Genomic DNA, 25598 nt, shown 5'->3' on the forward strand with positions numbered 1-25598 from the left:
GAAATCGAACGATTTCGATGGACGCGCCGGGAACGAGGGAGGCGGCGGTGGACGGCGCGAAGGGGATTGGCCGAAGCGCCGCGCGGCACGTGTCTGCAAATCGTCGCGGAGCCTGTTGCGCTGGCGCGAACCGCATCGGCGCTTCAGATGTTCGACAACAGCTGTGCGAGCGCGAGCGCGATGGTCGCGAGATGCGGCTCCACGACGAGATCGTTGTGGCGTCCTTCCACCTGCATGATGCGCAGGCCCTGCTTTGCGACGCGCTGCCAGACCGGCAGCGGATCGCCGCGATCGTCCTGCATGATCGACGCCCGCACGTACACGATAGGGCCGCCGAGATAGCGGCGCGGCTTGTAGGTCGTCATTGCCACGCGCATGGATTCGCGCACGAGCCTCATCGGCGGCGGCAGGCCGCGCGTTTCAGGGCCGGGCCGCTGCGCCGTCTTCCCAAGACGCATCCGGAAGCGGTCCGTGAGCGCGAACGCCTTGCCGCGCACATAGCCCATGCGCTCGCGGCGGTCGAGCGAACGAAATTCGCGGATGCGATACGCGAGCATGGCCGCCTGATACCGCGCCCACGCGGAAAGCGGCAGGCAGCGCTCGTGCACGTAGGTATCGAGCAGACAGAGCATTTCGATCTTCTCGCCCGCCGCTACGAGTTGCTGCGCGATTTCGAACGCGACCAGTCCGCCGAACGAATAGCCGACGAGCGCATACGGCCCCGTCGGCTGCACGCCGCGCATCCGCAGCACGTAAGCGCGCGCCATGTCCTCGACGCTGCGCTGCGGCGGTTCATCGCCGTCGAGCCCTTGCGCCTGAAGGCCATAGACCGGCCGCTCGCTTTGCAGCGTGCCTGCGAGCGTGAGGCATTCCATGACCGATCCCGTGATGCTGTGGACCATGAACAGCGGCCTGCCGCGGCCGGCGCGCATTTGCACGAGCGTCGAGTTCGCGACGCTGTCGCTTTGGTCGGAAACGATTGCGGCGGTGAGCCGCGCAATCGTTGGCGCGACGATCAAAGTAGCGATCGGCAAGGTGCGACGGGTCGTGCGCCGGATGTCGGCGAGCATTCGGGCAGCGAGCAGCGAGTGTCCGCCGAGTTCGAAGAAGTTGTCGTCGCGGCCGATCGGCGCGAAGTTGAAATATTGCTCCCACAGCGCGCACAAGTACGCTTCGACGCTCTCCACCGATTCGTCCGGCGCGGGCAGTTCGCGAGTCTGGCGCGCGAGCATCGGATGTTCGCGGATGCCGTCGAGACAGCCGGGATTCGCGAGCGACGCCACGTTGCGCGCGGGCAGACCGTTGACCGCGTCGCGGGCGGCGGCTTCGGACGGCTTGCCGTTGTGCGTGACCGGCAGGCCGTCGACCTGCACGATCACGTCGGGCACGAGCGCGGCCGAGCCTTGCCGCATGATCTCACGGCGCACGCGCACGGCGAGCGCCGCATTCAGTCGCACGCCGGGCCGCAGCACGAGCAGCAGCACGATGCGCTGGCCGCTCTCGCCGGCGCGCTCGCCGGTTTGCGCGACAGCCATCGCCTGACAGATCTCGGGAATGTCGCTCAGGATGCGATAAATCTCGCCCGGACTCACGTTGATGCCGCGCACGTTCAGCACGCCGTCGCTGCGCCCGTGCAGACGCGCGGAGCCTTCCGGCGCGAATTCGATGACATCGCCGTGTGTCCAGACGCCTTCGTTCTGCGAGAAGTACGCGGCGTGAAAGCGCGCGCCTGCGTCGTCGCCGAAAAAGCCGAGCGGCCGCGACGGAAACGGATTCGTGCAGACGAGCTCGCCGGGCATGGCCGTGGGTGCGCCGTGGTCGAACGCCTGCACGTCGAGGCCGAGGCTCTTGCACTGCGCCTCGCCCGCGTACACGGGCAGGTTCGGATTGCCCAGCACGAAGCAGCCGAGAATATCCGTGCCGCCCGATATCGACTGCAACTGCAACGGCTTCACGTGCCGGTCCACCCAGTGAAACTGCGAGTCGAAGAGGACCGCGCCCGTGGACATCATCGCGCGTAAGGACGACAGGTCGAATTGCGCGGCGGGTTGCAGACCGGCGTCCTCGCTCATCTTCAGATACGCGGGGCTCGTGCCGAACACGGTGACGCGCTCGTTCGCCGCGATGCGCCAGAGCGTGTCCACCGCCGCGACGGGGCCGTCGTACGTCACGATCTGCACGCCCGATGCGAGCGCCGACAACTGCCAGTTCCACATCATCCACGAGCAGCTCGTGAAGAAGAAGAGCTTGTCGCCGGGACCGAGATCGCTGTGCAGCCGGTGCTCCTTCACATGCTCGATGAGCGTCCCGCCCGCGCCGTGCACGATGCATTTCGGTTTGCCCGTCGTGCCCGACGAAAACATGATGAAAAGCGGATGCGAGAAGGGAAACCGCTGCCACGTGAAACGCGCGGGATCGCCTCGGCCGATGAGTTCGCTCACTCGATGCTGACGCGTGCCGATGCCGGTCGGCAACGGCGTCTCGTCGAGACACACGATGTCGGTCAGCGACGGCAGTTCGGCTGCGACCGCCGCGACATGCGCACTCAGCGCGCCGGCCGTATCGAAGGAACGCTGGGTGGTATGCGCGAACAGCATGCGCGGCGCGAGCGGCGCGAACCGGTCGACAATCGACTGCACGCCGTTTTCCGGCGCGGCGGTCGAAAGCGTTGCGCCGAGCGCGGTGACGGCGAGCGCGGTGGTGATCGCGTCGGCGTCGTTGCGCATGATGGCGACGACGCGGTCGCCCGGCCGGAGCCCGAGTTCGTGCAATGCCTGCGCGAGCTGCATGACGCGTTCGCGCAATTCGCCGCGCGTGTACGCGACGCGGCCGCCATCGGCGAAACACGAGGTGAGCGCGGGTGCGTCGTCGGGCGCAATGCCCGCATTCAGCAGATTCTCTGCGTAATTCAGTTCGACGTGCGGAAAGAAATGCGCTGTCTCGCAGCGATCGCCGACGCACACGACGTCCGCGTCGCCCGACCATTCGAGTCCTTCGGCGGAAAGGAGAAAGTATTGCCAAAAGCGGCGGAATTCCCGGGCGCAATAGGATTGCAAAGAGAGGTAATCGGCGAAATGCTCGCCGGTCGCTTTCTCGAATTCCGCTGTGAAACGAGTCATGCGCGAACGCGATACGCGCTCTGCGTCCGGCTGGAACAGCGGCGGACGCGAGCCCGTACTCGCACGCCCGCGAATAGCATGATGACCTTGCATGTTCCGACGCACCTTTGAGCTGCGCTGCGTGATGAACTCTTTTTGCTTCGCGGCGAACTCCGAAAATCTCTTATTTTCCGGAACCACGCTCGGCCGCCGAATCAGGTATGCAAACGAGAGTACCGCGAGCGAAATTGCCGCAATGTGCGACCTCGCACAAAGGACCGTTCGTGTTTATCCGCCTTTACGCACTGTGCGCGGTGCGCTTCTACTGGCGCTGATAATGCCGTCGAAAGAAACGAGAAACCTTTCGGATTTCAAAATGCTTCTGGATAGCGCGCGGTCATGCATCGATTGCAAGAATTGATGCCCCAATCGGGGCAGGAGAAAAGGGAATGAACACCGTTTATCGCGATTGCGTGAGAACCGAATGGGTCGACTACAACGGGCATTTGCGCGATGCGTTTTACCTGCTGCTCTATAGCTTTGCCACGGATGCGTTCATGGACCGCATCGGCCTCGACGATGCCGGACGGCGCGCACGGCATCGCACGCTATTCACGCTGGAAGCGCATATCAGCTATTTGCGCGAGATGAAGGAGGGCGCCGCCGTGCGGATCGACGCGCGCGTGATCGCGCGGGACAGCAAGCGCGTGCATCTCTATCTGGAAATGTTCGAAGGCGATGCCGCGCAGGCCGTATCCGCCTGCGAACAGATGCTGTTGCACATCGATTCGAGCGGAGCGCCGAAAGCCGCTTCCTTCGACGACGACATTGCCGCGCGCATCGCCGACCATCCCGCGATCGCGGCGAAGGACGCGCGCTATGCGGGGCGCGTGATCGGCTTGCCGTCGCGCCCGGCGCGAACCGCGTCCGCGCCCGCCGATCCGGCCTGAGCCCGCCACGTTCTCAAAAGCAGTGCGTTCGTCACGACGCTCACGCTCGAGAACGCCATCGCCGCGCCCGCGAACATCGGGTCCAGCATTCCGAGCGCCGCGAGCGGAATGCCGATCAGGTTATAGACGAACGCCCAGAACAGGTTCTGACGGATCTTGCGATACGTGCGCCGCGAGATGTCGATGGCATCGGCCACGAGCGCCGGATCGCCGCGCATCAGCGTGATGCCAGCGGCTTCGATGGCGACATCCGTGCCGCTCGCCATCGCAATGCCGATGTCGGCGGCGGCGAGCGCGGGCGCGTCGTTGATGCCGTCGCCGGCCATCGCCACGATGCCATTCGCCGATGCCTTCAGTTGCGCGACGACCTGCGCCTTGTCGCCGGGCAGCGTGTTCGCGACCACCCGTTCCGGCGCGATGCCGAGCGCCCGCGCGACGGCGTGCGCGCTGCCCGCGTTGTCGCCGGTGACGAGCGCGCTTTGCACGCCCATGCGCGAAAGACGGTCGATGGCGGCGCGGGCGGTCGGCTTAACCGTGTCGCCGAACGCGAGCAGCGCGAACACCGTGCCGCTATCCGGCGCGATCAGCCAGGAGATCGTGTTGCCTTGCGTTTCGAGTTGACGGGCGCGCTCGGCGAGCGGTTCGGGCACGGTCGCGCGCAGTTCTTCGAGCCAGCGCCCGCTGCCGATGGCGATGCGTCGCGGCGCGCCCGCGTGCTCCGCCATCGCGATATCCGCTTGCACGCCGCGTCCCGCGACCGCGCGCACCGCACTCGCTTCGAAGCGCCGCGTCGCGTTGGCATCGCCCGCAGCGGCGACCACCGCATTGGCCAGCGGATGCTCGCTCATGCGCTGCACCGCCGCCGCGAGCGCGAGCGCCTCGTCGCGATCCTGCCCCGGCGCGGCGTCGAACGCGACGAGACTCGGCCGGCCGACGGTCAGCGTGCCGGTTTTGTCGAAGGCCACGATTTCGATGCCATGCGCGCGCTCCAGCGCCTCGGCGTCCTTGATCAGGATGCCCTGGCGCGCCGCCACGCCTGTTCCGGCCATGATCGCGGTCGGCGTCGCGAGGCCGAGCGCGCACGGGCACGCGATCACGAGCACCGCGACCGCATTGAGCAGCGCCGTCTCGCCGCTCGCGCCGTGCAGCAGCCAGCCGGCCAGCGTGACGAGCGCGATGCCGAGAATCGCGGGCACGAACACCGCCGACACGCGATCCACGAGCCGCTGAATCGGCGCCTTCTCCGCCTGCGCCGATTCCACGAGCCGTATGATGCGCGCGAGCGTCGTCTCCGCACCGACGGCGGTCGTTTCGATGGCGATCACGCCTTCGCCGTTGATCGAACCGCCCGTCGCGCGCGCGCCCGGTTCCTTCGCGACCGGCAGGCTTTCGCCGGTAATCAGCGATTCGTCGATATGCGTGCGGCCCTCGCGCACGATGCCGTCCACCGGCACGCGTTCGCCCGGCCGCACGATGGCGATATCGCCGATCCGCACTTCCGCCAGCGCGATTTCGCGTTCACGCGACGGATCAGCGGCATCGCGGATGCGCGCCTTGTCGGGGCGCAGCGCGTTGAGCGCGCGGATCGCGTCGGTCGTCTGTCGTTTCGCACGGGACTCCAGCCATTTGCCGAAGCGCACCAGCGTGATGACCACCGCCGACGCCTCGAAGTACAAATGCGCGTGGCCGCTGCCGTGCGCGACCATCTGATAGACCGAGACGCCCCACGCCGCCGACGTCCCGAGCGCGACGAGCAGGTCCATGTTGCCCGAGAGCGCGCGCACGGCACGATAGCCGCCTACGTAGAAGCGCCATCCGAAGCCGAACTGCACCACGCTCGCCAGCGCCAGTTGCAGCCACGGCGAGAGCGCGAGGCCGAACATGGGCGCGAGCAGCGGCAGCGAGAGCACCGCGCTTCCGATGACCGCCGCCAGTTCGCGGTCCTGTGAGCGCGCGGCGGCGGGCGGCGCTTCGGGCACGATGCGCGTTGCTTCGTAGCCCGCTTTCGTGATCGCGGCGACGAGCTGGTCGTCGGTGACGGCATCGCTTGCGTGAACCGTCGCACGCTCGGTCGCGAGATTGACGGCGACGGTATCGACGCCCGGCACGCGCTTGAGCATCTTTTCGACGCGCGCCACGCAGGACGCGCACGTCATGCCGCCAACCGAGAATTCGGCGGTCCGCTCCGATTGGGTTGTAGCCGATGACATATGAAACGCTCCGGGTCTGGCTGAACGGAGGCAATTTCCGTTCGAATACGTCCAGTATCGACCTTCCAATGACTGGAAGGTCAAGCGCAGCTTTTTAGCCGCGCGACGGAGGGTTCATGGTGGCGCGCATGGCATCGGCGAGCGCGTGCGCCGCGTCGCCGCCGCGCTGGCGCAAGCCCTCGACCGCGCCTAGGCGGTCGGCATCGGCCTTGTTCTGCGAGAGCTTCGCCTTGCCGACAAGACGCGTCACCTCGATCTCGATGCCGACGATCGCGCCCAGCATCTGATCGATGTAATCGCGCGGCGCGTCGCCCATCTTCCACGGCGCGGGCTCGGCCGCTTCCATCTTGCGCGTGAGCCGGGCGACGACGCCGCGCACGTAGGCTTCGTCGTCGCGCACGGTGATGCGACCGTGCGCATGCACGACGACGTAATTCCACGTCGGCACCTGACGATGCGTGTCCTGCTTGCTGGGATAGAAATTCGGCGAGATATACCCGGCGTCGCCCTGAAAGATGACGAGCACGTTTTCGCCCGCCGCGACTTCTTTCCAGACCGGATTAGCCCGCGCGACGTGCGCGCGCAGGATGCCGTGCGCGCTTGCCGACGGGTCGAACTCGAAGGGAATGTGGTTTGCGTCCAGCCCGCTGGGGCCGTGCGTGACTAGCGCGCCGAACGGATTTGCGGCAATCAGCGCGTGAAGAACATCGGCGCGGTTTTCTTCGAAGTGGGCGGGCAGATACATCGGTTCGCTCTATGACGGTGGAATGACGAACGGCAAGAATCCGATGTTACGCGATGCCGGCGCATGCGGTTTGCTTCAATCTTCAGCGCCTTATGGCGGTTTTGGCAGCGGCTTCTTGCCTATCATCAGCGGATACGTTAAAACCCGAATTTCGAGATAGTTTCCGCGCCCGCAACAAAGGCGCACACGTGAAGGCGGCAGCATCGGTTTGCGCGCCGGAAGATGCGTCAACCCATGCCAGACAAGAACCGGACTCCCATTCGAATGAACCTACAACGACGCTGGACCTTCCCGCTCAATGCCGCTTTTTGTTTGAGCGCGAGCCTTGCCGGAGCCGGCCTTCTTGCCGGTTGCGCGGCGACCAAGCCGCCCGAAGCCAAAGCCAGCACGGGCTGGGTGAAGGACCAGGTGGCGGATGCCTACACGTTCGGCTTTCCGCTCGTCGCCTCGGACATCGCTCGCGAGCGGGCGAGCGGCAATGCGGCGCAGTCCGGCCGCGCGCCGCTCAACACGTTCCGGCACGCGAGCGCGCTGCCGCCTGTCGGCGCGGCGGGCTGGGCAAGCGTCGATACGCTGGATTCGACCGCATGGCTCGATGTCTCCGCCGATCCCGTCGTCGTCTCGCTGCCTGCCGCGCCGCGCGGGCGCTATCTGGATGCCCGGGCCTTCGACGCGTGGACCAACGCGCTTTATTCCAGCGCCGACACGACGCCGTATCCGAAGATGCAGCTGATCGCGTTCGTCCCGGCGGGCTGGACCGGCACGCTGCCTGCGGACGCGACGCGCGTCGAATGCCGCACGCGCTACGTGTGGCTATCGGTGCGCGTGCGTGTGAACGGTACGCGCGATGTGCGCGAGGCGCGCAAGCTGCAAACCGCGATGCACATCGAGCCGCTCGCACCCGCGAAAGGTTCCGTCGCCGATGCGACGCCCGCCGTTACCGGCGCGTGGCCCGGCGGCAGCAGCGGCCAGCAGCCGGCCGTGCCGCCGCTGCCCGCCGCGCCGTTGACGGCATCGCCCGGTGCGCAGGCCGAATCGCTCGACGCGAGCGCCTTCTTCGCGCGTCTTGCCCGGTCGCTCGACGACAATCCGCCCGCCACCGCCGACACGCCCGCGATGAGCCGTCTCGCCGCGATCGGTGTGAAGCCCGGCGAGCCGGTGCAGTTCAAGACGACGGACGCGCCGGTGCTCGACGCGGGCATCGCGGAGGCGCGCGAGCGGCTCTCGACCGTCCCGCCCAACGCGATCACGAAGAACGGCTGGACGTGGTTCGGCGATGGCGTCGGCAATTACGGGACGGACTACACGCTGCGCGCCTATCTCGCGCGCCGGCAACCGGCGACGAGCACGAAAGACGGCGAAGCGAAGCCGGTGGCTTTGGCCGATAGCGACGGCCACGCGCTCAACGGCGCGAATGCGTACGTGCTGCACTTCGCCCCGAACCAGCTTCCGCCCGTGCGCGGTTTCTGGACGCTCACGGCCTATACGAAAGACGGCGCGCTCGCCGACGCCAAAGTGCCGCGCCTCTCGATTTCCGATCGCGATCGCCTCAAGAAGAATCGCGACGGTTCCATCGACGTCATTGTGTCGTCGGACTCGCCGGGCAAAGCGCGTGCGTCGAACTGGCTGCCCGCGCCCGCAGGCGAGTTCCAGCTGACGATGCGCCTCTATGCGCCCAGGCCGCAGGCGAGCGACGGTTCGTGGGCGCCGCCGCCCGTTGAGCGGCACTAAGCGCCGTCACGCGCGAGTTCACAAGAGTTTTGACAACGTTCGTGCGGCGCGTCGTCGTATACTCGGGCATCCCCCTCCCGAGACGGCGAGATCGCGCCGCGCCGATGCGCGCATCGCGTCGCCGCGCATCGAATGTCGAGCACCACGAAGTCAACGTTTTCCACGGCCGGGCAAACTTTGCGCGGCGTGGTCCACGCGCGCCGGACGCGGCGCATCGCAATCGGATTCATCGTCGCGCTGCTGGTTATCGGCGTGCTGAGTTTCTTCGTCGCGCCGCCGGTCATCCGGCACGTCGCCGAACAGCAGCTCGCCCGACAGCTCGACCGGCCGGTCAGCATCCGGCGCATCGCGCTCAATCCCTATACGCTCGATCTCGAAGCCGACGACGTGCATATCGGCGAAGCGCCCGGCCACGCGGCGAGCGCGCCGGGCTTCGTCGATGTCTCGCGGCTCGTCGTGCGGGCGTCGTGGGCGTCGCTCTTCCGGCTCGCGCCCGTCGTCGATGAACTGAAGATCGACTCGCCGCGCGTCAGCATCGTCCGTTACGACGCCGAGCATTTCAATTTCTCGGATTTGATCGCGAAATTCTCGAAGCCCGCGTCGCCGCCTTCGGACAAACCCGCGCGGTTCTCGGTGTCGAATATCCGGATCGAAAACGGACGCATCGACTTCGATGACCGGCTGACGAAAACGAAGCACATCATCGACCGGTTCGCGCTCGGCGTTCCGTTCATCGCGACACTGCCGTCCGCCACGGACATTTTCGTGACGCCGCTCTTGCAGGCGCGCATCGACGGCTCGCCGCTCGTGCTGAAAGGCCGCACCAAGCCGTTCGCGCAGTCGCGCGAATCCGAGATTGCGCTGACGCTCGACGGCCTCGACGTGCCGCACATGGCGTCGTATGCGCCCGCTTCGCTGCCGGTGGCCGTTAAAAGCGGGCGGCTTTCGACCGACCTCAACGTGCGTTTCGCTATTTCGGGCGACGTGCCGACCATTCGCATCGACGGCACCGCCGATCTCGCCGACGCCGCCGTGACCGACCGCGCGAACGCGCCGCTCATCGCCGCGCGGGCGCTGCACGTGAAGATCGCGAATATGGAGCCGCTGCGCAGCGTCTATCACTTCGACGAAATCACGCTGTCCGGGCCGGACGCGCATCTCACGCGCGATGCGTCCGGCGTCTTCAACGTGACCAAGCTCGCGTCGCCTTCGAAGCCTGAGACCGGCAAGCCGGACGACAACAAGTCGCCGCCGCTGGATCTCGCGATCCGCCACCTCGCCATCGACGGCGGGCGCCTCGCGTATGCCGACGATCTGTTGAAGCAGCACGTTGAAGCCGCGTTGACGGACCTCGCCGTCACGCTCGACGGTTTCTCCACGCTCGGGAAAACGCCCGCGCGCTACACGCTCAAGACCGCGTCGGACAAGGGCGGCACGCTCGGCGCCTCGGGCAACGTCACGCTTACCGCGCACACGGCAGACGCGAAGATCGCGCTCGACGCGCTGGCGCTGCCGCCGCTGCAACCGTACATCGCGAATCTGATCGCGGCGCGCGTCGTCGCGGGCACGGTGAGCGCGAATCTGCCGGTGTCGGTCGACTGGTCGAAGCCGGATGCCGGCGTGCAGGTCGGCGCGGGCGATGTCGCGCTCGCCGGACTCACGCTACTGCCGTCGAACGCCGCGGGCGCGACGCCGATCAAGCTCGGCTCGGCGGTCGCGAAGATCGGCAAGGTGGATGTCGCCGCGCGCACCGCCGCGCTCGATAGCGTGCAGGTGAGCGGCCTTGCGCTTGCGGCGACGCGCCGGAAAGACGGCAGCATCGATCTGGCCGCGCTCGCCGGCCCGCACGAGGCCGCGCCGGAGCAGACCGCGACGCGCAAGGTCCAGAAGGCGCAGCAGGCTGGTCCGGCGTGGCGTTATCAGATCGGGCAGATCGGGCTGGACGGCGCATCCGCTACGTTCATCGACGAGACGCCCGCGCGGCCCGTGAAGCTGACCGTCGCGCCGCTGTCGGTCAACGTCAGGCAGTTCAGCGACGACCTCACGAAGTCACTCGCCGTGGACGGCAAGCTCGCGCTCAACGGTCGCGGCGCGCTCGGCGTGAACGGCAATGTCACCGTCAGTCCGCTCAAGCTCGCGCTGCACGTGAAGGGCGATCAGGTCGATGCCTCCGCTTTCGAGCCGTACTTCGGCGACAAGCTCAACGTGGAAGTGGCGAGCGCATCGCTCAACGCGAACGGCGACGTGACGCTGTCGGGCAGCGGCAAGACGCTCGCGGCGACCTACAAGGGCGACGCGTCGCTCACGGACGTGCGCATGATCGACAAGGCGACCTCGGACCGCTTCGCCGGCTGGAAGCTGCTCGGCCTCACGGATCTGAAGGCGAGCTACCGTGAGCGCGGCACCGACGTTGAGGCGGCGCGCGTTACGTTCGCCAATTTCTACGGGCGCGTGTTGCTGGACGCGCAGGGCAAGCTGAATCTGAAGAACGTCGTCGCGAGCGACAACGCGCCCGCGCAATCGGTCACTCAACCGGCCGCGTCCGCGCCTGTTGCCGCGAGCGCGCCTGGCGAGACAGCGAAATCGGGGCCGCCGCTGAACATGCGCTTTGGGCAGCTCGTGCTGCAGAACGGCCGCGTCACCTACACCGACAACTTCATCAAGCCGAACTACACGGCGAATCTCGTCGCGATCAACGGGACCATTGGCGCGTTCGGCACGCATTCGACGACGCCCGCGCCCGTGGATGTCACCGCGAAGCTGGCGGCAAACGGGCCGGTGTCGATCAAGGGGCAGGTGAATCCGCTGATCGCGAAACCCGCGCTCGATCTGACCGCAAGCGCGCACGACGTCGAATTGACCAACCTCACGCCTTATTCCGCGAAATACGCGGGCTACCCGATCACGAAGGGCAAGCTGAACGTCGATCTGCACTACATGCTCGCCGACGACAAGCTGACGGCGAACAATCATCTTTTCATCGATCAGCTGACGTTCGGCGATCACGTGGACAATCCGAGCGCGACGAAGCTGCCGGTGCGGCTCGCCGTATCGCTGCTCAAGAATTCGCGCGGCGAAATCGACGTGAACATTCCGATTTCCGGATCGCTGTCGAATCCGGAGTTTTCGGTCGGCGGACTCGTTTGGCAGGCCATCCTCAACCTCGTGCAGAAGGCCGTCACCGCGCCTTTCTCGCTGCTGGCGCACGCGTTCGGCGGCAGCGGCGAAGAGCTGAACTACGTCGAATTCGACGCCGGATCGGCCACGCTCACCGATGCCGCGCAAAAGAAGCTCGACACGGTCGCGAAGGCGCTCGCGGACAAGCCGTCGATCCGGCTGGACGTGACGGGGCGCGTCGATCCCAAGGTGGACGAGCCGGGCTTGCGCAGCGCGTGGCTCGACGCTCAGGTCAAGCGCGCGAAGGTGCGCGACATGTCGGGCAACGGCGAGAACGTCGACTGGGCGAACGTTAAGGTGTCCGGCGACGACTACGACAAGTATCTGACGAAGGTCTACAAGTCCGCGGATTTCAAGAAGCCGCGCAATATGATCGGCCTGACCAAGAGCTTGCCGGACGCCGATATGAAGGCCGCGCTGCTAGAGAACGCGCCCGTCGACGAGGCGTCGTTGCGCGATCTCGCTCAGCGGCGCGCGCAGGCGGTGAAGGAGTATTTCGACGGCAAGATCGACAGCAGCCGGATTTTCGTGGTTGCGCCGAAACTGACCGCCGAGGGCATCGACGATAAAGGCGCTGGAAGCCGCGTGGATTTGGGCCTGAAGTAGCAGCGTTAGCCGAACGGACGATCTCGAAGAACAGCGGAGGGCGAATTAGGATGAGCGAAACCGGAGATTCGGAAGAAAACGGGAGTCAGCCGATGGGAACGCCTTACGAGCAGGACGTCGTCGCGTGGGCCAGGGAACAGGCCGCGCTGTTGCGTGCAGGAAAGCTCACGGCCATCGATATCGAGCATATCGCAGAGGAAATCGAGGACGTGGGCAAGAGCGAGCAACGGGAATTAGCGAGCAGGATGTCGGTGTTGCTGGCGCATTTGTTGAAGTGGCAAGTCCAGCCGGAGCGACGCGGAGCGAGCTGGCGAACCACGCTGCGCATCCAGCGCATGGCGATCGAGCGGCGTCTCAATAAGACGCCGAGCATGAAACCCATGCTTTCTGATCAAGACTGGATCAGCGATATGTGGGGCGATGCCCGCCAGCAGGCAGCGAACGAGACGGGGATCGGCGTGGCCGCCTTTCCCGAAACCTGCCCCTGGCCGATGACGCAAGTCCTCGATCCGGAGTTCTATCCCGAGTGAGCGCACGCGCGACCTCGCGTCAATGCGCCCCCGCCGCCGCTCCACCGCCGCCGCCCTTCGCCACCTTCGTGATCCATATCAGCGGAATGATCAGAATGAAGATCACCGCCGAGATCAGGAAGATATCGTTGAGGCCCATCATCGCGGCTTGCGAGTTGACGGTGAAGTTGAACATGCCGCGCGCCTGCGCTTCGCTGATATCGAGCGTCGATTGCGACGCGCCGAGCGACTGCCAAAACGTCGGGTTGAAGGCATTCGCCTGCTCGGTCAGCCGCTCGTGATGCAGCGCGATGCGGTCGTCCCATGCATTCCCCGCGAGCGACGTCCCCACCGCGCCGCAAAACACCCGCGCGAAGTTCGATAGGCCAGCTGCCGCCGGAATCTTCGAAGGCGGCAGGCCCGACAGCACGATGGCTGTCAGCGGCACGAAGAACATCGCCATTGGAATGCCCTGAAGCAGCGTCGGCAGCACGAGATGGAACGTGTCGATCTCGATCACGTACTTCGAGCGCAGCCAGAACACGAACGCGAAGCCGATGAACGCCATTGTCGCGATCACGCGGGCGTCGCTGCGCGGCAGGATCTTGCCCATGATCGGCGCGAGTATCACGGCGAACACGCCGAGCGGCGCAGTGACGAGGCCGGCATCGACGGAACGGTAGTTGAGGTATTGCTGCATCCACTGCGGCAAAAGCACGAGGTTGCCGAAGAACACGCCATACGCCACCGAAATCGCCACCGTGCCGCCGAAGAAATTGCGCCCGGTGAAGAGCCGCAAATCGACTACCGGATTCGCCTCCGTCAGTTCCCATACGACGAAGAACGCGAACGAGATAACCGCGACGATCGCCAGCACCACGATCACCGGCGACGAGAACCAGTCGAGGTCGCGTCCCTTGTCGAGCATGATCTGCAGCGACGCCACCCACGCGACGAGCAGCGCGAGCCCGATCACGTCGATGGGCGCTTTGCGTGTCGGCGATTCACGCGTGCGGTAGATGACCCACGTCACGCCCGCCGCGAAGATGCCGACCGGTATGTTGATATAGAAGATCCACGACCACGAATAGCTGTCGGTGATCCAGCCGCCGAGCGCCGGGCCGGCAATCGGGCCGACCGTCGCGGTCATCGCCCAGAGCGAGAGCGCCATCGACGCTTTCTCTTTCGGATATGAGCCGAGCAGAATGGCCTGCGAAAGCGGAATCAGCGGCCCGGCCACCGCGCCTTGCAGTACGCGGGCAATCAGCAGCACCGGCAGATTCGGCGCGAGTCCGCACAGCCACGAGGACAGCACGAACATCAGAATGGCGCCGACGAAAAGCCGGATCTGCCCGAGCCGTTGCGTGAGCCAGCCGGTCAGCGGGATCGAAACCGCGTTCGACGCCGCGAACACGGTGATGACCCACGTGCCCTCGTTGACCGACACGCCGAGGTTCCCGGAGATCGTCGGAATCGCGACGTTGGCGATCGACGAATCCAGCACGTTCATGAAGGTCGCGAGCGCCACCGCGAAGGTGGCGAGCACGAGCTGGCCGCCCTTGAGCGGCGGCGGAGGGGGTGCGGCGTTGGTTTGCGGCGGCGTGCTCATGCATCTCCCGGCGAAGCGCCGCGACGTTCAGGTCGCGGCCGGATGTCAACGAATCCGCCAGTGTGCCTGCGCTTCAAAAAAGCTGCAGAGCCGCCGTCCGCAGCTTACTTCGCTGAAATGTCGATATTGCCGAGATACTTCTTCGCATACTTGTCGATGGTGCCGTCCGCTTTCACCTTCGCGATGGCGGCATCGAGCTTCGCCTTCAGCGCACCGTCACCCTTGCGGACGCCATACGCGATGCCGCTGCCGAGAATCTTGTCGTCGCGCACCGGCGCGCCCGCGAACGAGAATCCTTCGCCATCCGGCTTCGACAGGAAGCCGCTCTGTCCGGCGGGCGCAAGCACGAGCGTCGCGTCGAGACGGCCGGATTTCAGGTCCGCATAGACCTGATTCTGGTCCTGATACGGCACGACCTTGACGCCTTCGTTTTCCCAGTGCGCCTTGGCGAAAGTCTCCTGAATCGAGCCTTGCAGCACGCCGACGCTCTTTCCCTTCAGCGCCGCCGCCGTCGGCTCGATCCCGCTGCCCGTCTTCGCGATGAGTTGCGTCGGCACGCGATACACGACCGTCGTGAAGTCGATTGCCTGTCGGCGCTGCTCGGTCGCGTTCATCGCGGAATTGATCGCGTCGAACTTGCGGCCCTGCAGCGCAGGAATCAGGCCGTCGAACGACGTTTCAACCCACTTGCACTCCATTTTCGCGGCGGCACAGACTGCGTTGCCGACGTCGATATCGAGCCCTTGCAACTCGCCCGTCGCCGATTTCGATTCGAACGGCGGATATTGTGCTTCGAGGCCGAAGCGCAGCGTGTCGGCGGCAAGCGCCGCGCCGCTCGCGAACGAGCACGCGACGAAAAGCGCGGCGGCGAGGTGATTCTTCTTCATCGTGGTCTCCAGGAGATCAAAGGGCTAAATCTGGCAAAGGCGGCGCGCGCCTTCGATGAGCGTATCGTCGTCCTTCGCGAACGACAGGCGAATCAGGCGATTGTCGGTGCCGTCCGCGTAGAACGCGGACAGCGGAATGGTCGCGACGCGCGCCTCGCGAATCAGCCGCAGCACGAAGTCGCTGTCGGGCGCGTCCGATATGGCGCTGTAGCGTGCCAGCATGAAGAAGCTTCCCGCGCTCGGCAGCAATTCGAAACGCGAGCCGGCGAGCGCACGGGCGAGCACGTCGCGCTTGTGCTGATAGAACGGCCCGAGATTCAGATAGCTCGATTCGTCCGCGAGCGCCTCGGCGAACGCCATCTGCATCGGCGTGTCGGCGGAAAACGTCATGAACTGGTGAATCTTGCGGATCTCGGCGGTAAGGGCGGCGGGCGCCAGGCAATAGCCGACGCGCCAGCCCGTCACGTGATAGGACTTCCCGAACGACGACACGATCACGCTGCGTTCGGCGAGCGCCGGATAACGCGCCATGCCGTGATGCGGCGCGCCGTCGAACACGACGTGCTCGTACACTTCGTCCGACAGCACGACGATCTTCGTGTCGCGCGTGAGCGCCGTGAGCCGCTCGATGTCGGCGGACGTGAACGCGCTGCCCGTCGGATTGTGCGGCGTGTTGACGAGGATCATGCGCGTCTTCGGCGTGATGGCGGCGGCGACTTCGTCCCAGTCGATGCTGAAGTCTTCGGGCGACAGCTTGATCGCAATCGGCGTTGCGCCCTGAAGCTGCACGATAGGCGCGTAGCTGTCGAACGACGGCTCGAAGTAGATCACCTCGTCGCCGGGATGCACGAGCGCGCTGATCGTCGCATACAGCCCTTCGCTCGCGCTCGCCACCACGGTCACTTCGGTGCCGGGATCGTACTGCGCGCCGTAGACCTTTTGCGTCTTCATGGCGATCGCTTCGCGCAGCGCGAGCACGCCGGACATCGGCGAATACTGGTTATGTCCTGCCTGCATGGCTCGCGTGACGCTTTCGACGAGCCTCGGATCGCACGCGAAATTAGGCGCACCTTGCGACAGGTTCAGCGCGTGGTGTTCGTCGGCAAGCTGGCCGATCACGGTGAAAATGGTGGTGCCGACCTTCGGCAGCTTCGATTCGGGAATGCAGGCGCTTTGCACGACGGCTCGCTCCAAAAGACAGTGCGTCGATTCAACCCCGGCAATAATCGGCCGACAATCGAAACTTTGTCATACTAGCCATGTGCGCCGCTCATGGCTAGATTCCATAACCCGATGAAACCGCTGCCCTCGCTCGACGTCCTGAAGACCTTTCTCGTGGTCGCCCAGAAGCTCAATTTCACGCGCGCCGCCAATGCGCTCAACGTGACGCAGGGCGCAATCAGCCGACAAATCGCGGGACTGGAAGCGCAGCTCGGCTACGCGCTTTTCGTGCGGCAGGCGCGCGGGCTCGCGCTCACGCATCACGGCGCGCTGCTGATCGCGCCGTTGCAACAGGCGTTCGCGCAAATCGACGAGGCGCTCGCCAAGGGCGGCGGCGCGTCCGGCGCGCTGCGGGTCAAATGTCCGACCTGCGCGATGCGCTGGGTGCTCCCGCGCGTGATCCGGCTGCAGAACGAACGGCCGGAGCAGGTCGTGGAGGTGACGGCGTCGGTGTCGCATGGCGTCGAGTTCAATGCCGAACAGTTCGACGCGGCCATCGTTTTCAGCGCGACGAACGCAAAGCCGTCGGGCAAGGGACTGACGGTGCATCATCTTTTCGATGAAGTGCTCACGCCCGTCTGCGCGCCCGAACTCTGGAAGCCGCGCGACACGACGGAGCCCACGCCAGGCGATCTCGCGGGTCAGACGCTGCTGCATCCGACGCGCGATCGCCGCGACTGGCTGCTGTGGCTCGGCGCGTATGGCTACAGCGGCTTGCCGTCCGCGAAGGCGCAGCACTTCGACACGCTCGACCTCGCCATTTCGTCGGCGATGCAAGGCTTGGGCGTGACCATCGGCGATGTCTCGCTGATCGAGGAAGACCTGCGCGCGAGGCGCGTGATCGCGCCGTTTTCGCTGCGCGTGCCGAGCGGCGCGGCGTATTACCTCGTGTATCCGGAACGGCCCGCGCCGTCGCCCGCGTTGCAGCAGTTCGCGCAGTGGCTGCAAGGCGAAGCAGCGGCCACGCGCGACAAACTGCGTCTCCAGTAAGGTCACATGCCGTGTTTGGTGACGACCGTTTCCCACTGGCCGTTCTTCACCTGATACAGCGTCGACGACGCGTTCTTCAGCGCGCCGTTGTCATCGAAGGCGATGGGTCCCGTGATGCCTTCGAACGAAATCTTCTTCAGCACGGGGCGATACACCTTCGGATCGGCTGAATTCGCCTTCTGCATCGCGTTGATCGCGGCCCACGCTGCGTCGTAGCCGAAAGGCGCGTAGGAAAGAATCGCCACGCCGAAGCGCTTCTGGAACTTGTCGCTGAACGCCTTGCCTTGCGGCAGCTTGTCGAGCGGGCTGCCGTATTCCCACGCTTGCGCGCCCTCGGCTGCGTCGCCGGCGAGCTTCAGGAAATCGGCGTCCATCACGCCGCCGCCGCCCACGAACTGCGCGTTGACGCCAAGCTGCTTCATGCGCTTGACCACGGCCGCCGCTTGCCGGTCAAGTCCGCCGAAGAAAATCAGGTCCGCGTTCAGGGCCTTGATGCGCGTGAGTTGCGCGCTGAAATCGACGGTCTGGTTGTCGCTGAATTCGCGTCCGACGATGTTGCCGCCTTTCGCCTTCACCGCTTTCTCGAACTCGTCGGCTTCGCCCTGACCGAAGGCCGTGCGGTCGTCGATGATCGCGATGCGTTTGGCTTTCGTCGTCGTGACGGCGTAGGCGCCCGCGTTGCCGGCGTTCTGCGCGTCGCTCGAAATGACCGTGAACACGTTTTCGAGGCCGCGCGTGGTAATGGTCGGGTTCGTCGCGGCCGGGTCGATCACCGGGATGCCGGCGTTGTTGTAGACGGGCGAAGCGGGAAGTGTCGTGCCCGAATTAAAGTGGCCGACGACCACGGCCACGCCGTCATCGACGAGCTTCTGCGCCGCCTGCACGCCGACGCGCGGGTCCGCCTGATCGTCTTCCGCCTGAATCTCGAACTTGGCTGTTTTGCCGCCGATGCTGATCTTCTTCGCGTTCGCTTCGTCGAGGGCAAGCTGCACGCCGTTCTGGAGGTCCTTCCCGTAACCCGCGTTTGCGCCGGTGAGCGGCGCGGCGAAACCGATCTTCACGGTGACGTCTTCTGCTGCGGCGGTCACGGGCACGACGGCGATTGCGGCGCTGGCGCACGCCACCAGCCATGCCAAGGGTTTGAGGCTCGTACGGACACGCATGGTTTCCTCTCCTTTTGTGGTTTGGCAATCCAGGGAACGCGGCTACTGCATGGAACATGACCAATTACCCGCCGGCAAGACGGAGTTGCCCTCGTTCGGACGAAACTCGCGCCCATGCCCCGCACGGCGGCGGACAAGCGCAATGTAGGGAGCCAAATTGGCCGCGTCTTGTCGATTAGTCGCGCGACGACTGCGGATTTCGGCACAGCCCGAACGAGCCGCTCGCGCAGACGCGACGCGGCACCGCGCGATCCGCCCGCCTTCGACGCACGACGATTTGCGCCGCTTCATGTACTGCGCCTATTACGCCGATGCAAACGTCGAACTTGACGGAAGTGCATATACACATCTATGCTTCGATCTATGACGACCCACTCATCTCCTCTCGACTGCAACTGCTTCGCCATCCGGCAGGCAGCGCGTTATGTGTCGCAACTGTATGAGCGGCACATGGGCGAAGTCGGCCTGACATCGGCGCAATTCACGCTGTTGGCGTCGATCGCGCGCAAGCCCGGCGTGCAGATGGTCGAACTCGCGGACGCCATGGTCATGGACCGTACGACGCTCGTGCGCGCACTCAAGCCGCTTCAGCGCGACGGCTTCGTTCAGGCGGAGCAGCAGTCGGCAAATTCGCGTGCGGTCGGCCTCACGCTGACGGCGGCGGGCAAGACGCTGCTGGCTCAAGGCGTCGAGAAATGGCACACCGCGCAAGCCGAGTTCGAGCAGAAATTCGGCGAGAAGCGCGCGAAATCGCTGCGTCAGATGCTGTTCGAGATGACCGCGATGGAATGATTCAGCAAGCGAGGCACGCATCGGCGGGTGCTTTTTCGACACTTCATTAGTGCATATGCACTGAAAGCGGAGCAGCCATGCAAGTCAAGGGAAAGGTCGTACTCGTCACCGGCGCGAATCGCGGGCTCGGTAAGCAATTTGCGAAGTCGCTGCTGCAGGCGGGCGCCGCCAAGGTCTACGCGGCGGCGCGCGATCCCGGCAGCGTGGATATCGAAGGCGTCGAAGCGATTCGTCTCGACGTCACGAAGCCCGCCGATATCGCCGACGCTGCGTCGAAGTATGCGGACGTGCAGATCGTCGTGAACAACGCGGGCGCGCTGGCGCGCGGCGCGTTGCTCGATGGGGCATCGACGCAAGACATGCGCGATCTCTTCGACGTCAACGTGATCGGCCCGCTCGCCGTGACGCAGGCGTTCGCGCCGACGCTGAAGAAGAACGGCGGCGGCGCGGTCATCAACGTGTTGTCGGTCTTGAGCTGGGTTGCGTTGCCGGATGCGGGCGCCTATAGCGCCTCGAAGTCGGCGGCATGGGCCGTGACCAACGCCCTGCGCGACGAGTTGCGCGCGCAGGGCACGCTCGTGGTCGGCGTGCATCCCGGCTATATAGACACCGACATGGTCGCGGACGTCACCGCGCCGAAAATCTCGCCCGCGAGCGTCGTCGAGCAAGTGCTTGCCGCCGTCGAACGCGACGAAGAAGAAGTGCTCGTGGATGACACCGGACGCGCCGTCAAGCAGTCGCTGTCCACCGCGAAGCCGATCTACATCACCGGCATTCCCCGCTAGGCTGGCTTCGGCGCCTTCTGCATCTCTTCGAAGCCGGCGGCGGCTTCCTGCACGTCAGGCGGGAAGTCGCCGAATTCCTGGACCTGCCGCACTTCGATGATCTCGTTCTCCGAAGCCGGACACCGTTTCGCCCATTCGATTGCCTCTTCGCGCGATTTCACCTGAATCATCCAGTAGCCGCCGAGCACTTCCTTCGCTTCGGCGAACGGGCCGTCGGTCACACGCGGCTTGCCGCCTTCGAACGTGACGCGCGCGCCCATCGACGGCGGATGCAGCCCGTCGAGCGCGAGCAGCACGCCCGCCTTCTGCAAGTCTTCGTTGTACTTCATCATCGCGGCGACGGCTTCGGCGCTCGGCATCGTGCCGGGCTCTGCGCTTTCGTAGCCGCGCGGGATCATCAGCATCATGAAACGCATGGGCGTATTCCTCGTCAAAGTCATGGACCGCGCAGGAGTGCGCGTTCAATGTTCACGACGAGCAAGCAGCAACGGGATCGACACGCGCGATAAAGCGCTGGCTTAGGCGTTTATCCCTATCCGATTCAGGTTGCCTTCCGGCTGGGCCGTGTCAAATAATGTAATCCATTACATCTCGTCCGCCGTCTGGCGTTCAGCATGTCTGAAACCGTGCGTCCCCGCGAGGAAGTGTCCATTGCCGATGTTGCCCGGCGCGCCGGTGTATCCGTCGCGACGGTGTCGCGCGTGCTCAACAGCCACAGCAACGTGCGCGAAGCGACGCGCGAGAAAGTGCGCGAGGCGGTGGCGGCGAGCGGTTATCGCGTGAACGAGCTTGCGCGCAATCTGCGCACGGCGGAAAGCCGCCTGCTGCTGACCATGGTGCCCGACTTCGGCAATCCGTTCTATGCGGCCATCGTGCGCGGAATCGATACAGTCGCGCGGCAGAACGGCTACTTCATGCTGCTGTGCGATACCGGCGCGGACCCGCTGCGCGAACGCAGCTATTTCGACCTTTTGCGGGGACGCCGCGCGGACGGGGCGATCTGCCTCGATCCCGCCGCCGTGCAGAAGGCGCTGGTGGAACAGGCATCGATGCTGCCGTGGGTCGCGTGCTGCGAGTTCGATCCGGCCGCGCGCGTGCCTTACGTGGGCATCGACAATCATCTTGCCGCGGGCGATGTCGTGCGTTATCTGCTGAAGAAGGGGCACGAGCGCATCGCGCTGATCAATTCAGGAGAGGGCTATCTGTATGGCCGTCAGCGGCTCGCGGGTTATCGTGATGCGCTGCAGGCTGCGGGTATCGCCGCGAATCCGGCATGGCAAGTGGAACTGGACAGCCTCGACTACGATGCCGGCGAGCGGGCCGCCGCGCAGCTCGCGTCGCTCGGGCGCGACCGGCCTACCGCCATCTTCGCCGTGTCGGATACGCTCGCCATCGGCGTGATGAACGGCCTGCGCGGCGTGGGATTGCGCGTGCCGGAGGATGTCGCCGTCGTCGGCTTCGACGATATCGCCGTGGCCGCGCACGCCGTGCCGCCGCTCACGACCGTCGCGCAGCCGATGCGCACGCTCGGCGAAACGGCGGCGAATCTGTTGCTCAAGCGCCTGCGCGATCCGCACGCGGACGTGCCCGGCGTGCTGCTGCCGCATCGCCTGATACAAAGAAGGAGCGCCTGACGATGAGCCTTGCCGTGCGCTTTGAAGCAGTCGAGAAACAGTTCGGGCCGGTGCGCGTGCTGCACGGCGTGAGCTTCGATCTCGCGCCCGGCCGGATCTACGGCTTGCTCGGTGAGAATGGCGCGGGCAAGTCCACGCTCATGAAAATTCTCGCGGGCTACGAACGCGCGAGCGCGGGCGACCTGCTGATCGACGGCAGGCCCGCCGCTTTCGCCAGTTCGCGCGATGCCGAGCGCGCGGGCATCGTGCTGATCCATCAGGAACTGAACCTCGCGGATCATTTGAGCATCACGCAGAACATGTTTCTCGGCCACGAACTGCGCAAAGGCTTCTTTCTGGATGAACCCGCCATGCGCGAGGACGCGCGCGCCGCGCTCGGCGAAGTCGGCCTGCACAAGAATCCGGACACGAAGGTGCGCGAGCTGATCGTCGCGGAGAAGCAGTTGGTCGAGATCGCGAAGGCCATGCTGCGCCGCGCGCGCCTGCTCATCATGGACGAGCCGACCGCCACGCTGACGCCTTCGGAAACGCAGCGCCTTTTCGCGCTGATGGCACGGCTGAAAGACGCGGGCACGACTATCGTCTATATCTCGCACAAGCTCGATGAAGTCGAACGCGTGACCGACGAAGTGATCGTGATGCGCGACGGCCGCTTCGTCACACGCGCGCCGACCGCCGACCTCACGCGCCGCGAAATGGCGAATCTGATGGTGGGCCGCGAAGTCTCCGACATGTTCCCCGCGAAACCCGCGCTCGCCGACACGGCGCCGCTCGCGTTTCAGGTGGACGGCGCGTCCGTGCCCGGATGGGCGGAAGGCGTGAGCTTTTCCGTTCGCCAGGGCGAAGTGTTCGGCTTCGCGGGGCTCGTCGGCGCGGGACGCACGGAGCTGTTCGAGGCGCTCGTCGGCTTGCGGCCGCTGGCGGCGGGGCGCGTCGCCATCGAAGGCGAGACGGTGAAGCTCAAGAACCCGCGCGACGCGATGCGCCACGGCATCACGTACTTGAGCGAAGACCGCAAGGGACGCGGCCTGCACGTGGACATGGCGCTGAAAGACAACCTTACGATGATGACGCTGGAACGCTACGCGCACCCGCTCATCGACTCGCGCGCCGAGCGCGACGCGCTGACGCTCGCGGTGAAGGACTTCGGCATTCGCACCGGCAATACGCGCAGCCGCGCCCGCATGCTGTCGGGCGGCAATCAGCAGAAGCTCGCGCTCGCGAAATACCTGCATCCGGATCCGCGCGTGGTCGTGCTCGACGAACCCACGCGCGGCGTCGATGTCGGCGCGAAACGCGACATCTATTTCCTGATTCATCGCCTCGCCGCCGAAGGCCGCGCGGTGATCGTCATTTCTTCCGAGCTGATCGAACTGATCGGACTGTGCCATCGCGTCGCCGTGATGCGCGCGGGCGAACTGGTCGCGACGCTCGGCATGGACCTTCTGACCGAAGAGAGGTTGATCGCGCATGCGACCGGCACACACTGAAGATACCGCGCAAGAAAGCCGTCTCACCGCCGTCGCGCGGTTTCTGCTCGGCGTCGGGCCGCTGATCGGGCTGGTCGCGCTGTGCATCGGCGGGACGCTTCTGAACGGCGACTTCGCCACCTTCGACAACGCGATGAACGTGCTCACGCGCACGTCGTTCATCGGCATCATTGCGGTCGGCATGACCTTCGTCATCATCTCGGGCGGCATCGACTTGTCCGTCGGGTCGATGGCCGCGCTCATCGCGGGCAGCATGATCTTCATGATGAACGGCTTGCTTCAGGGCGTGCGCGGCCATGCGCTGCCGCCGCTTCTGATCGTGGCGCTCGGCATCGTGCTGGCGCTCGTGCTCGGCGCGCTCTTCGGCTTCGCGCACGGACTGCTCGTGACCAAAGGGCGCATCGAGCCGTTCATCGTGACGCTCGGCACGCTCGGCGTGTTCCGCGCGCTTCTGACGTGGCTCGCGGACGGCGGCGCGCTCACGCTCGACAATTCGCTCGTCGATCTCTACGGCCCCGTGTATTACGCGAACCTCTTCGGCGTGCCGGTGCCCATCTGGATCTTCGCGATCGTCGCGGCGGGCGGCGCGCTCGTCTTGAACCGCACCGTGTTCGGGCGGCACGTGCAGGCCATCGGCTCGAACGAACAGGTCGCGCGTTACGCGGCCATTCGCGTGGACAACGTGAAGATCGCGACCTATGTGCTGCTCGGACTGTGCGTGGCCGTGGCGACCGTGCTGTATGTGCCGCGCTTAGGGTCAGCTACGCCGACGACCGGCCTGTTATGGGAACTGGAAGCGATCGCCGCCGTGGTGGTCGGCGGCACCGCGCTCAAGGGCGGCGAGGGGCGCGTGATCGGCACGGTCATCGGCGCGATCCTGCTTTCGGTCATCAACAACATCCTGAATCTCACGAGCATCATCAGCGTGTATCTGAACGCGGCGGTGCAGGGCGCCGTGATCATTTTCGTAGCCTTCTTGCAGCGTGGCCGTCGGTGATTTTCTACTTCGAATAACAGGAGACTTCGTCATGAAAAAGCTGTTTCGCGCGCTCGGCGCGCTGACGCTCGCGGCGAGCGCGTTCGCCGCCGCATCGTCCGCCTTCGCCGCCGACAAGGTCGTGCTCGGCGTCGCCATTCCGACGGCCACGCACGGTTTCACGGGCGGCATCGTCTGGTGGGCGAACGAGGCCAAGAAGGAGCTGGAGAAGGCGCATCCCGATCTGAAGGTCATCGTGAAAACGGCGTCCGGCGCGCCGGAGCAGGCCAATCAGTTACAGGATCTCGTGACGGTCAACAAGATCAACGCGCTCGTGATCTTCCCGTTCGAATCGGCGTCGCTCACGCAGCCGGTCGCGCAGGTGAAGAAGAAGGGCGTGTATGTGACCGTCGTCGACCGCGGCCTGACCGACACCAGCGCGCAAGACGCGTATGTGGCCGGAGACAACACCGCGTTCGGCAAGCTGCCCGCCGAATATCTGGCGAAGACGCTGAACGGCAAGGGCGATATCGTCGCGCTGCGCGGCATTCCCACGACGCTCGACAACGAACGCTGGACGGCTTTCGAAGGCGTGATGAAGCAGCATCCGGACATCAAGATTCTCGACGCGAAGTACGCGAACTGGAACCGCGACGACGCCTTCAAGGTGATGCAGGACTATCTCACGCGCTTCAAGCATATCGACGCGGTCTGGGCCGCCGACGACGACATGATGATCGGCGTGCTGAAGGCGATTGACCAGGCGCATCGCACGGATGTCAAGGAAGTGTTCGGCGGCGCGGGATCGAAGGAAGCGGTCAAGCGCATCATGGACGGCGACCAGCGCGTGAAGGCGGACGTCTCGTACTCGCCGAAGTTCATCTACGACGCGATCAAGCTCACGGCCGAGGCGCGCCTGAAGGGCGACAAGCTGCCGCCGACGACCATCATCCCTTCCGTGCTCATCACGAAGGACAACGCAAAGCAGTTCTATTTCCCGAACTCGCCGTTCTGAGCGTTTCGGG

General features: G+C 65.3%; 19 protein-coding genes. 11 read left to right on the plus strand and 8 right to left on the minus strand.

Features of this window, described 5'->3' with window-relative positions:
• Positions 1-143: 143 nt before the first annotated feature.
• Positions 144-3212: an acetoacetate--CoA ligase gene (locus P9239_RS04250; RefSeq protein WP_309749236.1), complete on the minus strand. Its 3069-nt coding sequence runs from the start codon at positions 3210-3212 to the stop codon at positions 144-146.
• Between the two features lie 335 nt (positions 3213-3547).
• On the opposite strand from P9239_RS04250, the gene P9239_RS04255 reads away from it, so the two are divergent.
• Positions 3548-4048, plus strand: a complete 501-nt coding sequence (locus P9239_RS04255) for a thioesterase family protein (RefSeq protein WP_309749237.1) — start codon at positions 3548-3550, stop codon at positions 4046-4048.
• On the opposite strand, the gene P9239_RS04260 is transcribed toward P9239_RS04255, so the two are convergent.
• Together P9239_RS04260 and P9239_RS04265 are read right to left on the minus strand one after the other, a co-directional pair.
• Positions 3976-6258 (minus strand): heavy metal translocating P-type ATPase, encoded by a 2283-nt coding sequence (locus tag P9239_RS04260; RefSeq protein ID WP_309749238.1) that lies wholly within the window; start codon positions 6256-6258, stop codon positions 3976-3978. The genes P9239_RS04255 and P9239_RS04260 overlap by 73 nt on opposite strands.
• A gap of 94 nt (positions 6259-6352) precedes the next feature.
• Positions 6353-7003, minus strand: a complete 651-nt coding sequence (locus P9239_RS04265) for an FMN-binding negative transcriptional regulator (RefSeq protein ID WP_309749239.1) — start codon at positions 7001-7003, stop codon at positions 6353-6355.
• A gap of 264 nt (positions 7004-7267) precedes the next feature.
• Here P9239_RS04265 and P9239_RS04270 point away from each other — a divergent pair, with 264 nt between their 5' ends.
• The 3 genes from P9239_RS04270 to P9239_RS04280 all read left to right on the plus strand — a co-directional run bounded on the left by P9239_RS04270 (position 7268) and on the right by P9239_RS04280 (position 13047).
• On the plus strand, positions 7268-8734 hold the full coding sequence (locus P9239_RS04270) for a DUF1214 domain-containing protein (protein ID WP_309749240.1): 1467 nt from the start codon (positions 7268-7270) through the stop codon (positions 8732-8734).
• 132 nt (positions 8735-8866) lie between these two features.
• A complete protein-coding gene (locus tag P9239_RS04275) occupies positions 8867-12517 on the plus strand; it encodes a DUF748 domain-containing protein (RefSeq protein ID WP_309749241.1) in 3651 nt (1216 codons plus the stop codon).
• Positions 12518-12609: 92 nt separating this feature from the next.
• On the plus strand, positions 12610-13047 hold the full coding sequence (locus tag P9239_RS04280) for a DUF29 domain-containing protein (RefSeq protein WP_309749622.1): 438 nt from the start codon (positions 12610-12612) through the stop codon (positions 13045-13047).
• Positions 13048-13066: 19 nt separating this feature from the next.
• On the opposite strand, the gene P9239_RS04285 is transcribed toward P9239_RS04280, so the two are convergent.
• From P9239_RS04285 to P9239_RS04295, 3 genes are all read right to left on the minus strand, one after another.
• On the minus strand, positions 13067-14635 hold the full coding sequence (locus P9239_RS04285) for a DHA2 family efflux MFS transporter permease subunit (RefSeq protein ID WP_309749242.1): 1569 nt from the start codon (positions 14633-14635) through the stop codon (positions 13067-13069).
• 104 nt (positions 14636-14739) lie between these two features.
• Positions 14740-15522: an ABC transporter substrate-binding protein gene (locus P9239_RS04290; protein WP_309749243.1), complete on the minus strand. Its 783-nt coding sequence runs from the start codon at positions 15520-15522 to the stop codon at positions 14740-14742.
• A gap of 24 nt (positions 15523-15546) precedes the next feature.
• Positions 15547-16701, minus strand: coding sequence for a methionine aminotransferase (locus P9239_RS04295; protein WP_309749244.1), 1155 nt, complete (start codon positions 16699-16701; stop codon positions 15547-15549).
• Between the two features lie 114 nt (positions 16702-16815).
• Between P9239_RS04295 and P9239_RS04300 the strand changes: the two genes are divergently transcribed.
• Positions 16816-17733 carry a LysR substrate-binding domain-containing protein gene (locus tag P9239_RS04300; protein WP_309749245.1) on the plus strand — a complete coding sequence of 306 codons (918 nt, stop codon included), beginning with the start codon at positions 16816-16818 and terminating at the stop codon, positions 17731-17733.
• A gap of 2 nt (positions 17734-17735) precedes the next feature.
• Here P9239_RS04300 and P9239_RS04305 read toward each other — a convergent pair whose 3' ends face one another.
• Positions 17736-18896 (minus strand): branched-chain amino acid ABC transporter substrate-binding protein, encoded by a 1161-nt coding sequence (locus P9239_RS04305; protein WP_309749246.1) that lies wholly within the window; start codon positions 18894-18896, stop codon positions 17736-17738.
• A 363-nt stretch (positions 18897-19259) separates the two neighbouring features.
• On the opposite strand from P9239_RS04305, the gene P9239_RS04310 reads away from it, so the two are divergent.
• Both P9239_RS04310 and P9239_RS04315 read left to right on the plus strand, forming a co-directional pair.
• Entirely contained in the window at positions 19260-19688 is a 429-nt protein-coding gene (locus tag P9239_RS04310; protein WP_309749247.1) for a MarR family winged helix-turn-helix transcriptional regulator, read from the plus strand.
• A gap of 77 nt (positions 19689-19765) precedes the next feature.
• On the plus strand, positions 19766-20473 hold the full coding sequence (locus tag P9239_RS04315) for an SDR family oxidoreductase (protein WP_309749248.1): 708 nt from the start codon (positions 19766-19768) through the stop codon (positions 20471-20473).
• Here P9239_RS04315 and P9239_RS04320 read toward each other — a convergent pair.
• Positions 20470-20889 carry a YciI family protein gene (locus tag P9239_RS04320; protein WP_309749249.1) on the minus strand — a complete coding sequence of 140 codons (420 nt, stop codon included), beginning with the start codon at positions 20887-20889 and terminating at the stop codon, positions 20470-20472. The two genes, P9239_RS04315 and P9239_RS04320, sit on opposite strands and share 4 nt — an antisense overlap.
• A gap of 198 nt (positions 20890-21087) precedes the next feature.
• Here P9239_RS04320 and P9239_RS04325 point away from each other — a divergent pair, with 198 nt between their 5' ends.
• The 4 genes from P9239_RS04325 to P9239_RS04340 are packed head-to-tail and all read left to right on the plus strand — an operon-like array spanning position 21088 to position 25588.
• On the plus strand, positions 21088-22107 hold the full coding sequence (locus tag P9239_RS04325) for a LacI family DNA-binding transcriptional regulator (RefSeq protein WP_309749250.1): 1020 nt from the start codon (positions 21088-21090) through the stop codon (positions 22105-22107).
• 2 nt (positions 22108-22109) lie between these two features.
• Positions 22110-23597: a sugar ABC transporter ATP-binding protein gene (locus P9239_RS04330; RefSeq protein ID WP_309749251.1), complete on the plus strand. Its 1488-nt coding sequence runs from the start codon at positions 22110-22112 to the stop codon at positions 23595-23597.
• Complete coding sequence (locus tag P9239_RS04335) at positions 23578-24594, plus strand: ABC transporter permease (protein ID WP_309749252.1); 1017 nt, start codon at positions 23578-23580, stop codon at positions 24592-24594. Before P9239_RS04330 ends, P9239_RS04335 begins: the two co-directional genes overlap by 20 nt.
• 31 nt (positions 24595-24625) lie before the next feature.
• Positions 24626-25588, plus strand: a complete 963-nt coding sequence (locus P9239_RS04340) for a substrate-binding domain-containing protein (RefSeq protein ID WP_309749253.1) — start codon at positions 24626-24628, stop codon at positions 25586-25588.
• The last annotated feature ends 10 nt before the right edge of the window (positions 25589-25598 follow it).

Origin of the sequence: Caballeronia sp. LZ062 (assembly GCF_031450785.1) — a bacterium.
Lineage (GTDB): Bacteria > Pseudomonadota > Gammaproteobacteria > Burkholderiales > Burkholderiaceae > Caballeronia.

What these genes read in the sequence shown, in the direction of transcription:
- P9239_RS04255 (WP_309749237.1), top strand. Translation starts at nt 3,548, where the DNA reads ATGAACACCGTTTATCGCGATTGCGTGAGAACCGAATGGGTCGACTAC.
- P9239_RS04310 (WP_309749247.1), top strand. Translation starts at nt 19,260, where the DNA reads ATGACGACCCACTCATCTCCTCTCGACTGCAACTGCTTCGCCATCCGG.
- P9239_RS04315 (WP_309749248.1), top strand. Translation starts at nt 19,766, where the DNA reads ATGCAAGTCAAGGGAAAGGTCGTACTCGTCACCGGCGCGAATCGCGGG.
- P9239_RS04330 (WP_309749251.1), top strand. Translation starts at nt 22,110, where the DNA reads ATGAGCCTTGCCGTGCGCTTTGAAGCAGTCGAGAAACAGTTCGGGCCG.
- P9239_RS04290 (WP_309749243.1), bottom strand. Translation starts at nt 15,522, where the DNA reads ATGAAGAAGAATCACCTCGCCGCCGCGCTTTTCGTCGCGTGCTCGTTC.
- P9239_RS04265 (WP_309749239.1), bottom strand. Translation starts at nt 7,003, where the DNA reads ATGTATCTGCCCGCCCACTTCGAAGAAAACCGCGCCGATGTTCTTCAC.
- P9239_RS04320 (WP_309749249.1), bottom strand. Translation starts at nt 20,889, where the DNA reads ATGCGTTTCATGATGCTGATGATCCCGCGCGGCTACGAAAGCGCAGAG.
- P9239_RS04275 (WP_309749241.1), top strand. Translation starts at nt 8,867, where the DNA reads ATGTCGAGCACCACGAAGTCAACGTTTTCCACGGCCGGGCAAACTTTG.
- P9239_RS04270 (WP_309749240.1), top strand. Translation starts at nt 7,268, where the DNA reads ATGAACCTACAACGACGCTGGACCTTCCCGCTCAATGCCGCTTTTTGT.
- P9239_RS04285 (WP_309749242.1), bottom strand. Translation starts at nt 14,635, where the DNA reads ATGAGCACGCCGCCGCAAACCAACGCCGCACCCCCTCCGCCGCCGCTC.
- P9239_RS04335 (WP_309749252.1), top strand. Translation starts at nt 23,578, where the DNA reads ATGCGACCGGCACACACTGAAGATACCGCGCAAGAAAGCCGTCTCACC.
- P9239_RS04340 (WP_309749253.1), top strand. Translation starts at nt 24,626, where the DNA reads ATGAAAAAGCTGTTTCGCGCGCTCGGCGCGCTGACGCTCGCGGCGAGC.
- P9239_RS04280 (WP_309749622.1), top strand. Translation starts at nt 12,610, where the DNA reads ATGGGAACGCCTTACGAGCAGGACGTCGTCGCGTGGGCCAGGGAACAG.
- P9239_RS04325 (WP_309749250.1), top strand. Translation starts at nt 21,088, where the DNA reads ATGTCTGAAACCGTGCGTCCCCGCGAGGAAGTGTCCATTGCCGATGTT.
- P9239_RS04260 (WP_309749238.1), bottom strand. Translation starts at nt 6,258, where the DNA reads ATGTCATCGGCTACAACCCAATCGGAGCGGACCGCCGAATTCTCGGTT.
- P9239_RS04305 (WP_309749246.1), bottom strand. Translation starts at nt 18,896, where the DNA reads ATGCGTGTCCGTACGAGCCTCAAACCCTTGGCATGGCTGGTGGCGTGC.
- P9239_RS04300 (WP_309749245.1), top strand. Translation starts at nt 16,816, where the DNA reads ATGAAACCGCTGCCCTCGCTCGACGTCCTGAAGACCTTTCTCGTGGTC.
- P9239_RS04250 (WP_309749236.1), bottom strand. Translation starts at nt 3,212, where the DNA reads ATGCAAGGTCATCATGCTATTCGCGGGCGTGCGAGTACGGGCTCGCGT.